The sequence below is a fragment of the Elusimicrobiota bacterium genome, from assembly GCA_041660185.1.
Taxonomy (GTDB): Bacteria; Elusimicrobiota; Elusimicrobia; order 2-01-FULL-59-12; family 2-01-FULL-59-12; genus JBAZWU01.
The window spans coordinates 48,922-63,091 of the sequence record JBAZWU010000003.1 but is presented as its reverse complement, the minus strand read 5'-3'; the positions used below and the strand labels follow the sequence as shown (position 1 = coordinate 63,091).

The 14,170-nt window shown below is 53.7% G+C and carries 15 protein-coding genes; 7 read left to right on the top strand and 8 right to left on the bottom strand.

Translation table 11 applies throughout. The features are described 5' to 3' along the window. Positions 1-3: 3 nt before the first annotated feature. From WC859_03945 to WC859_03925, 5 genes are read right to left on the bottom strand one after another with little or no spacing between them, the layout of a single operon-like run. Positions 4-1,245, bottom strand: a complete 1,242-nt coding sequence (locus WC859_03945; protein MFA5975299.1) for a beta-ketoacyl-ACP synthase II — start codon at positions 1,243-1,245, stop codon at positions 4-6. Next, positions 1,242-2,480, bottom strand: coding sequence for a beta-ketoacyl-[acyl-carrier-protein] synthase family protein (locus WC859_03940; GenBank protein MFA5975298.1), 1,239 nt, complete (start codon positions 2,478-2,480; stop codon positions 1,242-1,244). Before WC859_03940 ends, WC859_03945 begins: the two co-directional genes overlap by 4 nt. A 2-nt stretch (positions 2,481-2,482) precedes the next feature. After that, positions 2,483-3,082: an isoprenylcysteine carboxylmethyltransferase family protein gene (locus WC859_03935; GenBank protein ID MFA5975297.1), complete on the bottom strand. Its 600-nt coding sequence runs from the start codon at positions 3,080-3,082 to the stop codon at positions 2,483-2,485. Beyond that, a complete protein-coding gene (locus tag WC859_03930) occupies positions 3,079-3,522 on the bottom strand; it encodes an SRPBCC family protein (GenBank protein ID MFA5975296.1) in 444 nt (147 codons plus the stop codon). The genes WC859_03935 and WC859_03930 overlap by 4 nt, the downstream gene beginning before the upstream one ends. Continuing rightward, entirely contained in the window at positions 3,513-4,352 is an 840-nt protein-coding gene (locus WC859_03925; GenBank protein MFA5975295.1) for a cyclase family protein, read from the bottom strand. Before WC859_03925 ends, WC859_03930 begins: the two co-directional genes overlap by 10 nt. Positions 4,353-4,592: 240 nt before the next feature. Here WC859_03925 and WC859_03920 point away from each other — a divergent pair, with 240 nt between their 5' ends. The 5 genes from WC859_03920 to WC859_03900 all read left to right on the top strand — a co-directional run bounded on the left by WC859_03920 (position 4,593) and on the right by WC859_03900 (position 8,424). Continuing rightward, positions 4,593-5,009, top strand: coding sequence for a hypothetical protein (locus WC859_03920; GenBank protein ID MFA5975294.1), 417 nt, complete (start codon positions 4,593-4,595; stop codon positions 5,007-5,009). A gap of 35 nt (positions 5,010-5,044) precedes the next feature. Next, positions 5,045-6,565, top strand: a complete 1,521-nt coding sequence (locus tag WC859_03915; GenBank protein ID MFA5975293.1) for a HEAT repeat domain-containing protein — start codon at positions 5,045-5,047, stop codon at positions 6,563-6,565. A gap of 22 nt (positions 6,566-6,587) precedes the next feature. After that, positions 6,588-6,887, top strand: a complete 300-nt coding sequence (locus WC859_03910) for a hypothetical protein (protein MFA5975292.1) — start codon at positions 6,588-6,590, stop codon at positions 6,885-6,887. A gap of 8 nt (positions 6,888-6,895) precedes the next feature. After that, positions 6,896-7,417: a YaeQ family protein gene (locus WC859_03905; protein MFA5975291.1), complete on the top strand. Its 522-nt coding sequence runs from the start codon at positions 6,896-6,898 to the stop codon at positions 7,415-7,417. A 158-nt stretch (positions 7,418-7,575) separates the two neighbouring features. Continuing rightward, entirely contained in the window at positions 7,576-8,424 is an 849-nt protein-coding gene (locus WC859_03900; protein ID MFA5975290.1) for a PAS domain S-box protein, read from the top strand. On the opposite strand, the gene WC859_03895 is transcribed toward WC859_03900, so the two are convergent. Then, positions 8,375-8,935, bottom strand: coding sequence for a hypothetical protein (locus tag WC859_03895; protein ID MFA5975289.1), 561 nt, complete (start codon positions 8,933-8,935; stop codon positions 8,375-8,377). The two genes, WC859_03900 and WC859_03895, sit on opposite strands and share 50 nt — an antisense overlap. 223 nt (positions 8,936-9,158) lie before the next feature. Between WC859_03895 and WC859_03890 the strand changes: the two genes are divergently transcribed. Together WC859_03890 and WC859_03885 are read left to right on the top strand one after the other, a co-directional pair. After that, a complete protein-coding gene (locus tag WC859_03890; GenBank protein ID MFA5975288.1) occupies positions 9,159-9,572 on the top strand; it encodes an NUDIX domain-containing protein in 414 nt (137 codons plus the stop codon). 56 nt (positions 9,573-9,628) lie between these two features. After that, positions 9,629-10,234 carry a Fe-Mn family superoxide dismutase gene (locus WC859_03885; GenBank protein MFA5975287.1) on the top strand — a complete coding sequence of 202 codons (606 nt, stop codon included), beginning with the start codon at positions 9,629-9,631 and terminating at the stop codon, positions 10,232-10,234. Between the two features lies 1 nt (position 10,235). On the opposite strand, the gene WC859_03880 is transcribed toward WC859_03885, so the two are convergent. Continuing rightward, the gene (locus WC859_03880) at positions 10,236-11,411 is read right to left on the bottom strand and encodes a hypothetical protein (protein MFA5975286.1); all 1,176 of its coding nucleotides are present in this window, start codon (positions 11,409-11,411) and stop codon (positions 10,236-10,238) included. A 459-nt stretch (positions 11,412-11,870) separates the two neighbouring features. Continuing rightward, positions 11,871-14,069 (bottom strand): ATP-binding protein, encoded by a 2,199-nt coding sequence (locus tag WC859_03875; GenBank protein ID MFA5975285.1) that lies wholly within the window; start codon positions 14,067-14,069, stop codon positions 11,871-11,873. Between the last annotated feature and the right edge of the window lie 101 nt (positions 14,070-14,170).

Here is a 14,170-nt window from a genome sequence, read left to right as displayed (position 1 = left end):
CAATTAGTTATAGGCTGCTAAAACGGCAGCGCTGTTTTTACCTGAAAATCCTGCGGAGTTTACCAAGACGGCGGATAAAGACACCTCCCGCGCGTGATTCGGTACACAATCCAGATCACAGGAGGGGTCCTGCGCTTCATAGTTAATGGTCGGTGGCGCCATCTGATGGACCAAAGACAGGGCGGCCGAAATGATCTGAAGGATACCGGCAGACCCCAGCGTATGGCCGATCATGGATTTAATGCTCATCAAAAGCATTCGTTGCGCGTGATTCCCGAAAGCCTTTTTCACAGCCAACGTTTCCACTGTTTCGTTCAAAGGAGTGGAGCTGCCATGCGCCATAAAAAGTCCAATGGATTCGTTCGGCACCTCCGCGTCCTCCAGCGCCAGCCGGAAGGCCCGTGCGGTTTGAATAGCGGAGGGATCCGGCGCTGTCATGTGGTAGGCGTTGGACGTGGTGCCATATCCCTTCAATTCGGCGTAGATAGGAGCGCCGCGGGCCTTGGCGTGTTCCAGCGACTCTAGAACAACCACCGCGCCCCCTTCCGACAAAATAAAGCCATCCCGGTCCTTATCAAAGGGTCGGCTGGCATGGGTGGGGTCGTCGTTGCGCGTCGATAAAGCGCGCATCGAACAAAACGAGTTCAGGCACACCGGCGTCAGCGGCGCTTCTGTACCGCCAGCCAGGGCGAAGTCTTCCCAGCCGTCGCGAATTGATTGGAAAGCCATTCCTGTGGCATCAAGCGAAGAGGAGCACCCCGTGGAAACGACTTGGCTGCTTCCCTGGAACCCAAGAATGAGTGAGATGTAGCCGGAGCAGGCGCTGGGGAACCAACTGTGATACCAGTTCTTGTGAACAGCCGGGAGGCCAGCTTCTTTCAGAAGCCGGAAATCGCGCTCATAACCGTCCAACCCGGCTATTCCAAGCCCCATGTAGACGCCCCCGCGGGTCCGATCGAGGCATTCCAGCTCCATCCCGGCATCTTCAACGGCCTGCAGAGCAGCGGTAACCCCCAGTTGATAAGCCCGGTCCATCTGCGGTAAATGCTCAGCCGGGATGCGCGGATGCGGTGTGAAGTTTTTTACCTCTCCGCCAAACCGGGTTGAAAACGAGCTGGCATCAAAACGGGTAATGGGACCGATGGCATTCTGGCCGTTTACGAGAGCGTTCCAGAAAGCGTCCTTGCCGATGCCGTTGGGGGCAACCACGCCGATACCGGTGATGACCACACGACGCTTACTCATGTCACCCTCCGGAAAACGAGTGAGCTGTTCTTCCCCATGAAGCAGTACGAGTTTTGAACAACAACATTCACGGGACCTGGTTCCGGGTGCCGCTTCATCCAATGCAGCGGATACGCCGGATCCGGGTCGTCCAAATTGTCTGTTGGCGGGAAGGTCTGGCGCTCCAGCGCCAGAGCTGAGAGAGCCGCCTGGATTCCTCCCAGCGCCCCGATTGGGTTGCCGATCCAGGAGCTGATCGCGCTGATGCGGGGGCGATGCCCAATCGGGCCAAAGACCTCCTGCATGCAGCGGCTTTCCATCTGATCGTAAACGGGGATGGAGAATCCTTGAGCATTCACCCAGTCGACTTGCGTCAAGGGTATTTGCGCTTCCTGAAGAGCCATTTTCATGGTGCGCACGATTCCCATTCCATTCGGTTCAGGATGAAACACATCAAAAGCGCTGTTCGCGCTGGAATAGCCACCGACTTCCGCATAAATCCGGGCGCTGCGGGTTTTGGCGTGCTCCAGGTTTTCCAGGATCAAAATCCCAGCCCCCTCGCTGAGAACCATGCCGTCGGCTGAACGGTCAAAGGGACGGGAGGCTTTTCCGGGAGAATCGTTGTTCTTAGATAGCCACCCATCGCGCGCCAGCGATCCGACACATAAAGGGATCAGAGGCGCCTCAATCCCGCCGGCCATCATCACATCCGCTTTGCCATTGCGGATCAATCGGTAGGCCATCCCGACCGCATCGGAACCGGAGGTGTTGCCGTTGCTGAAAGTAAGCACAGGGCCCTTCATGTTAAAACGGATCGAAAGAAGCCCATTGGAACCGCAGGGGAAAAACGCAATCGCGAGATAAGGGCTTCCCCACCGTGGGCCTTTGCTGTAGACGACATCGCTTTCTTTCTGGGCATACTCGATGCCGCAGACGGCATTCCCGATGGAACTGCCGATCCGTTCCGGATTTTCACGGGCCAGGTCCAACCCCGCGTCCTGGATGGCCATGGCTCCGGCGGCTACCGCAAAGATATTGCTGCGGTCGACCTTTTTAAGTTCGTGGGGTTCGAAATACACCAGCGGATCCAGGTCTGTGACTTCTCCCGCGATGTGGGTGTCTAACGAGCTGGAGTCGAAGCGCCGAATGGGTCGGACCCCTGAGAGTCCATTCGTCAGCGCCTGCCAGAACGCTTCCTTCCCTAGCCCATTCGGCGCTACGACCCCGATACCCGTTACAACCACACGTTTAGTCATGATCAGTTTCTGTGAAATCGGGAAAGGATATTCCAGCGCGGCCAGAACGCCCCAACCTCACGTTCGTAAACTCGATACGCCTCTCCGAGGGCGGCTCGAAGCGTACGTTCTTCCAGCCATTTCCTGAGGTAAATAAGGGGCATGTAAACGCCAAATCCGACAAATATCAATGTTGCGTAGGCATTGAAGACCATCCCCAGCCCGACAATTTCCAAAGCCATGCAGGCCAGAAGTGGATGGCGGACATAGCGGTAGAAACCCGTTTTCACAACTTGATGCTGATGACGGATCTCGATGTCTGGGCTGAAGAAACGGCCTAGGTCATGCATGGCTTTTTCGCGAAGCGTCAATGACGTGAGATAAAGGAATAAACCTGCGAAAGACAAAGCCCATGAAAAAGCATTTAAGCGGCGCTGGTTTTCCATGACGCAGAGAACCAGAAAAACCACATAGCTGATAGTCATGATCCAGAACATGGGTCTTGCTGCCGTGCGCCCTGAATTCCGAAATTTGGCTTTGCGAATCGCGATGACGAGGCGCGTCAGCCGGAAGCCGAGGCTTAAGACCAGAAAAATCGTGATGAAAAGTGAAACCGTGTTCATTGTTTCTCCCGCATTTCCGCTGCTCGTTTAATCGCTTCCAGGACTGCTCGGGCTGTTTTTTCGATAGCGGGCTTGGCGATCCAGCGTTCCAGCCACCACTTTTTCCACCAGGGCTTCACGCGCACATCATGCACAATGCGAAGTTTGGTCGCTTGGCCTTTCGGCTCCATGTCCCAATGAACGCGCATCCCTTCTAAGGGACCCTCCAATTGCCGGAAGTGAATTGAGCACCCTTCTTCCAAAGACACTTCCGATTTCCAGCGACGCACTCGTCCATGGATGATGGCCTCTCGTTGCAGAACAAAGGTGTCCGCTCGACGTTCCACAATGGAACTTTCAAGGTACCCCGGGAGCAGATTAACGTGGTGCTCTACATCGCTGATCAATTTGAAAAGAGGAGCCGGGGGGCAATCAATCTCAATGGCATCTTCTAAGAGCATAGGGGGTCCTCCACCAGAGCCACCGCACGCACCCAGCCGGCGCTGCCGCGCTCAATTTTGACGGGGAAACAACAGAACAGGAATCCGTGGGATACCGGGACCTGTTCCAGGTTGGCCAACTTCTCAATGTGACAGTATTCCCGCTCCCGTCCGACCATATGCGCCGGCAAAAGGCAGGAGGAGTCCTGAGTGCGGAGGTAATCCCGCAGCATATTCCCTGCAGGCCGGTCGAAACCCCATCCATCGATCCCGATCACTTTGATCCCCCGGTCGAGCAGCCACAAAGTGGCTTCGCGTCCCATGCCGGCATACGCTGAAAAATAGTCGGGTTGGTCGCAATGCTTGTCAGCCCCGGTCATGAGTAGAACAATGTCTTTTGGCTGCAGCGTGTGGTGGATTTGTTTCAAAGCTTTTTCAAGGTCGAGGGGCGTAATTTCTTCTCCTGGTTGCTTATGGCGAAGGTCCAGAATAACCCCCGGGCCAAAGCACCATTCCAGTGGCACTTGGTCAATGGTTTTGGCGGTCTGACCTTGACAGAGCGGCCCAAAATGCCAGGGGGCATCCATGTGTGTCCCTGCGTGAGAATCTAAATAAAGGTTTTCGTTTGCTAGCCCGAGGCTGTCTGGAAAGGCTTTTTCGGTCAGGGGGGGGACCATTTTGTCGCTGCCTTGCCTTAACAACTGCGTTGCAACGGCAGCCAGTTCTTTGGCCGCATGACGATGGTCTACATATTCGATTTTAGGGGGCTGCGGCTCGGCTGTTTTGGTCGAGATGGATACGCTGAGATCAATGCAACGCAACTGTTGAAGCTCCCTAAGATGACGGCCCATAGAAGGACCTCCTTAGGACTTCAGGGGATACATTTAAGGAAGCAAATTCACTTATACTGACCTGGCAGGCCATGCTCTTTTGAGCGATTCACACTCTACTATAAGGCTGTTTTTATTGTCAAGAACATAATAAAATATTCGCAGAGTTTACTATTACAAAACCTATAAAAACGTATCTAAAAATAAAGCTGAAAAGAAAGCGCTTGTGAAAACTAGAATGTCCTGTTAGGAAATAGGCGTATGCGCAAAGCCTTTTTTGTTTTTTTTCTCCTGGTCTCCGCACTGTCTATCAAGGCCGCCGATCCATCAGTTGTTGTCCCGCGGATGAATCAGATGAACGGCTCCATCTTGTCTATCGATACGGATTCCCGCGTCATCCGCGTGACCGTTGAAGATGGGTTTAATGTGGAGTTCGCTTATAGTTCGAAGACGCAGATTAGTGATCGTGAGCATTCAGTGGAAATCGGCGAACTGGGTTACGGTGACCAGGTCATCGTGAAATATGAGGGACGGGAGCTGATCGCCAAGCGCATTGAACGTTTGGAAAAGGCGCACCGCACGTTGCCGACTCTCCCCCCGGAAACCGCCGGCACAGAAGCCTCTTCAGATTTGTTGTCATCCAGCCCCGCTGTCCCGGCCAACCAGCCTACGAATTAGAATCCATTCGTTGTTTATATTAGAATCTGGTTTCAATGAGTTTGATACCACAGTTTTCTTCCCGGCGATCAAGACGCTTGTTTTATGTCGGAGCGGTTCTCCTGGCGCCTCTGGCCATCGTCTGGGTGATTGCCGGCTCAGACCGTCTCTTCCTGCGCACCGTGCCACTGGAGCAACGGCTCGTTTCTCCCAATGAAACTATCCGGAAAAGAGCCCAGCAGGATCTGCTAGGGTTTGAATCCGAAGCGAAACAACGCGTGGCTGAACAGCTTATCCCGTCCCTGGATCCGGCGAATGATCCATTCACCCGAAAATGGGCGACGATCGCGATCGCGCTGATCGGACCCCCGGCGCAAGAAGCGATTCCGGCCCTTTTGCAGGGGGTCAGCGCTCCACAAAGGGATGTGGCGCAAGCCAGCAAGGTGGCGCTTTCCGAAGTGGGCGCGCCTGATCCGCAGCAGCTCCCGGCGCTTCTCCAGTCTTTGGGAGATCCGAGGGAGCCCGTGCAATGCGAGGCGGCCAACTCCATCGCTAAAATGGGTCCTGCTGCCGAAAAATCCATTCCTGTTTTGATCTCCCGGCTAAAAAAAGAAAATCCCGCGCCCCCTTGTTTTGTTTCCGCCATATCTCAACTATGTGTTTTTTTGCCTCAAGCCGTTGATCCGCTCCTGGAATTGTTGCAGGACCCGCGCCCCGGAGTGAGGCGTAACGCTGTTGCTGTTCTGGGGCAGGTCGAAACGCTCCCGGTAGAGGCAGAGCAGGCTCTTCTGACCGTGCTGGGGATTGATGCTGACAGCGACGTGCGCCGAGATGCCGCCAGAGCATTGGCACTGCCTTTCCCCCCGGATCGCGGACTTTTGCCCACCTTGCAATTTGCCTTGCGCCGGTCCAAGAACGACAGCGTTCGACTGTCGGCCATCGGTCAGCTGAAAAAAACCGCTTCTTCAACAGAAGAAATGGTTCCAGTGCTGGCCGAGGCGCTCCGCGACCCTGGCGCGGAGGTGCGTTTGGCTTCTCTTCGCTGGTTGGCGGAGCTCGATGGACGCTCCCGGCCTGCCCTGGGGGTTCTTTTGCAGTTATTGAAAGACCCGGATGTTCGAGTGAAGCGCGCTTCATTGGGTGTTTTAAGACAGATTCTGATCCGGCGCGGGGACGCCTTGCCCCTGATTGCGCGCGCCCAGCGGGATCCCGATCCGATGGTCCGCTGTCTGGCGGCTGAGCAACTTGTGGAAATGGGAGCATGGGACCGAATCGCGGTTGAGCGGCTGGTCGCGGATCTCAGCGCGGAGGGAGAAGGAACGCTTTGCGCTCGGGAGGCGCTGTCCCAGGCGGGGCACTTTAATCCGGAGGTTGTTTCATACTTGATTCGTCTTTTGCAGGGGGGGGATCGGTCGTTGCGCAGCGATGCCGCCGCTATTCTCATGCAATTGGGTGTTAAAGCCCGGGAAGCGCTGCCGGCTCTCCATCAGGCTCAGAAAGACAGGATCCCGGGTGCGGAAGCTGCTTCTCATGCAATTCGCGACGCGCTTTTATATGCCCGCCGCAGCCGTCGTTAGAAAGAGTCTTGCTTAGGAGGAAATGATGCAGGATGCGTGCGCTCGCGCCTTAAAAGCCTTATCCCGGGAATCCCTTCAAAAAATTCTGATGAAGGGGTCCATGCGGATGATCAAGTATCTCATTATCGCCTATCCGCAGGTCATGGGAGCGCCGATTCTGGATGCGTTAACCCCGACGATCCGGCCGGACACGCTGCGCGTCTTGATCGAAGAAATTAACCGCGGCCAGCTACTCACGCCCGCACAGATCCACGACGCGGAGTGTGAATTCCTTCGAATTATCAATGACCTGAAGCTTCTTCCCGTTGATCCCGCTCACTAATCCTGCCCATGAAGCTACGCGCAACCCTGCACTTAAACGATCAGCCCGCCAACCTGACGATTTTTACCGGACTCCAAGAAACGTGGGAACACTTGGTTTTGAAGTTGGCCGCCTCTCTTTTTTTCTTTGAATCACATCCGACAATTGAGATGGGCGCCACGCACCCGGCTCTCCAGGGGCAGGAGTATTATCCCGATCTATTCAATGCAGATCTGACAAACCAGCCCACCCTTTGGGTCGAATGCGGGAAAACGACCCTGCACAAATTGGAGAAGATCTCCAAACGGTTTCGTCAGGCCCGGGTTATTGTTCTAACCCCATTCCCGCATCAGGCTCGCCAGCAGGCTGAAGGCATCGAAGAAGAGGGGTTGCGCGTCTCGGTGTGGTCTTTTGCCGATGGGGAATTTGAGCGATGGAAGAACCTGGTTCAGGAAAAGAATGAGATCATCGGGGAAGCGAGTGAAACAGCCCTCAATCTGGTCATCAATGAACAGTCATTTATGACGGAGTTGCAGAAAATTCTACCTTAGCCTTTGAAGGACAAGACCAACCAGTGTAAAAAAAGCCGTCGTTGCGAGGCGATTCGTATTGCCGAAGCAATCCGCCAGACGTCTGACGGCTGTCTACTAATTGTTAACTAATGTAAATTTCAGTTGATTTTCGCCTTTTTTGGACGTATATCCAAGGTATGGGAAATCTACGGTTTCGCTGGTGTTTGTTGGAGGTTGGTTTACTCAGCCTTTTCCTGGGGTTGGTTGTTTTTACGTATTGCGGGGACCCTTCTGCGCATAGGCTTTCCGATACCCAGCAACATTTTACTCAACAAGATCGTCTCATTCATCAATTAGTAGAGTGGGAACCATTGCCCTTCTTATCGTCGACCGGTTTTCGGATCGGAGCCCTTCTGGTCTGCTGCTTTTTGTGGGTCCTCTTATGTGATCGGTGGTTGGCCCGAAATCTATGGGGACCTCTGAGGAAACTGCAAACGGCCATGGAAGCGGCTTCCACGGGAGATGTCAGCCGCAAGATCGAATTACAGTCTTCCTGCGAATTGGGAGCGCTGAGCAAGGCGCTCACGCGGCTATTCGGGGTCATTGAGCGTTCCAGGAACTTGGTCTACCATCTGGCCACATTGGTCGAGCTTTCAGGCGACGCGATCATCAGCCAGAACCTGGAAGGAAAGATTCTAAGCTGGAATAAAGGTGCCCAGCGGATGTACGGCTATTCCATCGAGGAAATCAAAGGCCAGCCGGTCGATATGCTCATGCCGCCGGATGACCGCACCTTGTTCCGGCAAATTTTCGAGCAGGTGAAAAAAGGAAAACGGCCCCAACCGATTGAAATGCTTCATCAGGCCAAGAACGGCCGCAGCGTTCAAGCGTTTGTCCATATAACGGCAATCTACGATTCAAGAAAACAAATCATCGGCGTTTCTCTTTGTGCTCAAGAAATGTCGAGGGGTCGACATCCGGGGAGGAAGGTCAGCGTCAGTGGTCGGAGAGACTCGGCAGATTGGCCTGGGCTGACTGAAGGGTAACGCTCATCTCTTCCGGACGAGCGGCCGTATCATTCCCGCAGGAATTTTGGCAGGCCACGGCCACTGCAGGGCAGATGCTCCGGTAGTTGCAGAGAGAATCCTCGAACATATCCGTTCCGATCTCCGGTTGTGCCTGAAGACAGTACGATTCATTCTGGGGTTCGATAAAATTGGGGTCCTCATAAGAAAAAATCCCTCCGTTAGACACACAATCCGATTCGAACTGCTTCACCTTGGCGTACCACTGGCTGTACGCTTGTAGCCGGGTTGTTCGTCCGTCCGGGCCGCAGGTTTTCTGAACGCGCTTATCCTGCATGCAGGCCACCTTGGCGCCGTTGGTCCCGTTGTACCCGATATCAATTCCTCCATCGTCAAAACAACGGGCTTCGGAACCAATTACTTTTTTATCTTCGGGGGAGCATCGGTTGGAAGCGGTGTGGGTTCGTCCGAAAGCGGAGCCTCCCAACAGGCTGATCAGGCTGATGGACAGAATGAATAATTTCCTGTTCATGACACTTTCACTGTAAAATGAATCCTTCTCGAGCGCAAGCCCCAACTGGTCTCTTTAAGAAAAGTTAATGCTCGGTTTTCTGAATAGCCAACCTTATAAAAGTGTTCTAAAAATGAACGAAAATCGGCGCCTCGATACGGCCTCGTATTCTCTATCGTGCGCTTAAGTGCCGATCGGTCGCGGATGGTCATGCCCATTTGCATAGAGTTATAATGCGAAGGAAATGAACAAAACCTACAGCGCCGGAGGAGTGGTGGTGAATCAGAAAGGCCAAGTACTGATCGTCAACCAGAGGGGCCGCAGCTGGTCCCTGCCGAAGGGTCATATTGAGCCCGGGGAAGAGCCGCTCGTTGCCGCACGCCGCGAGATTTACGAGGAGTCCGGGCTTCAGGATTTAATCTACGTCAAACCACTCGGGTCTTATGATCGTCCTAAAATCGGGTTGCACGGCGGGAATGATCCGGCCGAACTGAAAAACCTGACGTTTTTTCTTTTTCGAACACACACCCGGGAACCGTTGTGTCCCGTTGATCCGGATAATCCAGAGGCCAGGTGGGTGGACAAAGACCAGGTGCTGACGTTATTAACCCATCCCAAAGACCGCGAGTTTTTTCAGCGAGTCAGCCTGGAATTTTAACCTCATCCGCCCCCGCCGATTTATTGGATAATATTCTTATAAGAAGGAGGCGACCAATGCCCTACACGGCGAAGACCTACGAATTATTACTGGGAACCGCGGGTTTCTCTGATCAGCTCCTTAAGAATCATTTCACGCTGTATCAGGGGTACGTCACGAACACGAACAAGCTCTCCGACCTTTTGGCCGGTCTGGCGAAGGACGGGAAAACCGAAACCCCCGAGTATGCTGAACTGAAGCGCCGTTTCGGATGGGAATTCAGCGGCATGCGGCTGCATGAAATCTATTTCGGGAACATGGTCAAGGGAGGCAATTCGTCCCGCAGTGACGCGCTTTCGAGAAAACTGCAGCAGGAATTCGGATCCCCGGAGGCATGGGAGAAAGATTTCCGCGCGACCGGGGCGATGCGCGGGATCGGCTGGGCGTTGCTGTATTACGATCCGATCGGAGACCGGTTGTTTAACACCTGGATCAATGAGCATGACGGCGGTCATCTGGTCTCCTCTGTTCCGCTGTTCCTGATGGATGTCTTTGAGCATGCCTTCATGATCGATTACGGCACCAAACGCGCCGGCTACATCGATTCGTTCTTTAAAGCGATCGATTGGTCTGTTGTGAGTCAACGCTTTGATTTCGGGCTCAAAGCCAAGCTTCCGCTGTAGACTAAGGATTGATTTTGATGATAGAGCCGCCGGGGAGGCGGACCGGTTGACCCTGGCGGGTGATATGCAGGAGATAATCGCCCGGCGCCACGCCGGTGCTGATGGAGATGTCTGCCACGATGGTGGAGGAGTCCTGAAGCCGTCCGTTCGTCAGTTGCAATCCAGCCTCGTCTGATTCTATCTGCAGAGACTTAACAAAGTCCGGAGACAAATCCCGTCCGAGAATCTGCACCGTGCCGCTTTGCCCCGGCGAAAGCGCTCGGGTCAGCTGTACGCCCCCGAGCCAATTCGGCGGAACAATCCCGAAGACCGTTTTTTTCTGGTAGAGCACTTTTGAATTATGTTCAATCGTGATCCCGTAAACGCCGACCGGCGCATTCGCGGGGACCTGCAACGAGACTTGCAGTTTTCCTGGGGAGACATAGGTGACGGCGTTGGTTTCTATCCCCAGCGCATTGACGCGGATTCGCAGGGAACGGACGTCGCCAGGCGAAAAACCGCTGCCGTTCACCACGAGTTCGACGAGATCCCCCGGACGGTGCGTTCGCTCTGTGGCGCTCACGTTTTCAATGGATCCGCTGTGGCCCACATTCGGGCGCACAACATCAACCAGCGGATTTTTACGAAAAAGCTCATGAGTACCCAGAAAAGCAATTAACCCATATTCCCCGCTGTGAACCCCCGGACCAATCTCCAGATGGCCCTCCACATAAAAAGGCAGTTGCGGAGGCAGCAAGGTGACATCCAGGTGTTCGGTCGTTGGTGAAATACGGAGCTTCCGAAAGAGGGAGGAATCGAGGTTGGTCAGGATGCGAAAACGGCCCGATTGGCCGGTTTCATCAATGCGGATCAATTCAATATCCAGGATTTCACCGGGTCGCACCACGCCAAAAGGTTCAGGGGCCTTAAACACCGGCATGCTGCGAATTAAAATCTTTGGATAAATGTATTGGGTCGTCGCATCCGGCCCCACCACCATCAGCCCATGGATTTGGTTCGTTGTGACCAGCCGCAGGTCCCGCACTTCCACATCCAGCGCGTCCGGGTCCACTTTGATCATCTGGTGAAAGCTTTCCGTAAAGCCGGAGCCGTTGATATCGAACCCGAAGGTTGTCTCCGGCGCGACGAGCTCCTGTTCGTAATAGCAGCGAACAATGAGGATATCTTTTGGAATCAATTCCCGGTGCATCCCTTCCTGGCCTTTTACCCTCGGGGGGACCGAAGGTACGGTTGAAGGCGGAGGAAGAGGTGTCGTTTGCGGGAGACGAACCACCGGAGGCCTCTTGATATCACCCCCGAATGCCTCTGTCGGGGGTCCGTCATGTTGTTCGACGGGATGCTTGGATTCCCCGTCCCGTCCGTCTGTCGAAGTGCTCGATGGTCGGGACGGTCCCGACGATAGAGAACTCCACGGGTGGACGGGGCCGCCAGTGACTGCGGGGAATGACGGGATAAGGGGGCTTGGGTTTTCGCGAGGATTTGGATGAATTCTTGTCCCACGCCGCCAGAGCAACAAGGATGCGAGTAACAAACAAACGGCTACGATGAAAATTCGTTTGCGCCAGGACACGATGGTCTGAGAATAGGCATTCCCTCGGTCATTGTCAAGGAATGCCGGGAATGCCGGAAGTGCGGCTTAGGCCGCCATGGGATAAGAGGTCCCTGTCTCGTTAGTGATGGGGAGGGTGATCCGGAAGGTTGTCCCTTTTCCAACTTCGCTTTGCACGTCGATTTTCCCCTGATGATTCTTGACGATATCACCGACAAGACTCAGTCCAAGACCTGTTCCCTTGCCCAGTTCCTTGGTCGTAAAAAAGGGTTCAAACATCCGTTTCTGAACTTCGGGAGGGATTCCAGTGCCGGTATCACTGATTTGAATCTGGAGTAAATCATTCCCGGATTTGGAGAGGCTCACCGTCAGCGTCCCTCCGTCGGGCATGGCGTCCATGGCGTTCACCCCCAGATTAATCACCAGTTGCTGAATTTGATGACAATCCACACACGCACTGATTTGAGCTTCCCCAAACTGGCGAACAAGTTCAACCCTTCGTGATTGCGCGAGCGTCCCGACAAGGGCCAGCGCTTCGTCGACTACTTTCTTTAAATCTTGGGAAATCCGATCTGTGCCGGTTCTGTTGCGGGAGAACGCCAGCAAGTGCTGTGCCAATGTTTTGCAGCGACGCGCCTCGCGTTCGATCGACTTTATGGGCAGTTCAAGCTCCTTTGGAAGAGCCGGATGTTTGACGAGTATTTCGGAAAACCCGAGAATAACGCCAAGCGGATTATTTAAGTCGTGGGTAATCCCTGCGGAGAGCTGCCCCAGCACCGACATCTTCCCCGACTGGATGGCCACTGCTTCCAGCCGTTTTCGGTCACTGGTATCAATGATCGCGCCGATCATTCTCATGGGGTTCTTCTGGTCGTCGTAGATAATAAATCCCCGGTCAAAGACTGTCGCGTAGCTGCTGTCTTTGCGCTGAAAGCGATATTCGTCAGACCAAACCAGCGCTCCGGAATCAAAGGCTTTTTGAATCGTGTTCTTAACCCGGTCTCTATCTTCGGGGTGAATGTGGGCGATCCGCCAGTCGGGATCGTCGTCCACGTCCTGGCGGTCATACTGCGCAAGGGAGCGCATCCCATCACTAAACCAGAGGGCACCCGTTTTCATATCCCAATCCCAAATCACATCATTGGTCGCCCGTGCGGCAATTTCAAAACGTTCCTGGCTTTGTCGCAACAGCGTAGCCTCTCTTTTTAAGGCATCCACCATGCGTTTAAAAGCCAGTGCCAGCACACCAACTTCTCCGTGCGCGCCAGACGGTATAGGCGCGTCCCATCGACCTTGTCCAACTTGGCTGGCGGCCTCTTTGAGATCAATGAGGGGTTGTGCTATGGAGCGGGCAAAACGACAAATCATCACACTCCCAAAAGAAAACCCGAATACCAGCAGGGCCACACTCATGAATTGCAGGTTTCGACGCGCCCTTTGGCAGTCGAACTCCGCCATTTTTAAGAGCTCCTGAAGCTCTTTCTCGAGCTCTTGGCCGTCCTGGGACATCTGTTTCCTTAGCCCCTCTCCTTCGGTGCGCCCAATCTGGACCTCAAAATCAAGAAAAGAATACCAGGCTTTCTGATATTGCTGGAGGTATTGTAGAAGGGCCCCATTCTTTTCTTTGTCGAGTCGTGAAATTTGACTGTCCAACTGATGCCAAAGCTGCTCGACGAGTTGGAGGTAGTGGGGGGTTTGGCGGAGCAAATAATTCTTTTCGTGGCGACGCATTTGTAAATAAATGATTAGGAGGGATTTTTTATTAGATTGTTGTAATAGATCTTCAAAGGCCAAGCTTGCTTTTCGATACTTTCCAGCTAATCCGGAAGTTTCAAATCCGATTTCACGTTTAAGGGAAGCAAACCGATTAAACCGTTTTTGATGAGCCACCAGCAGGTTCTTAAGATTTTCCAAAGATTTTTGTCGATCAAGGCCCCCCCGCTTTTGAATGCGGCTTAGATGGTTTTGTAGTTCCACCATGGCGATTTGGTGTTTCTGAACCATTCGGGACTGGCCGGTTCTGAAAAATTCGGGGTTAATAAGGTCAGTCGACATAAACCCCGTTTCTGCGCTTTTAGCGCTAACTAAACACATGAGGCATTTACTGACGTCCGTTTGTGTGAGAAATGAGGTGTTCATTTTCCACAGGAAGTACCCGCCACCGCCGGCCCAAAGAAAAGCAACAAGCAGGAATGTCGACAGCCCGGCCATCAGCAGTTCGCGGGCGATCCCCGGGCTCTGACTTTTCCTAAAAATCGATGCCATTTTATTGACTAAATCAGCCATCAGATAAACTCCCCCGTAGTTTAACGTTCTCGGAAGGCAGATCAAGGAACGCTTTTGTTAACGAAAACCATGTCGTTAGCCGAGGTTTATTTTCTTGGCTG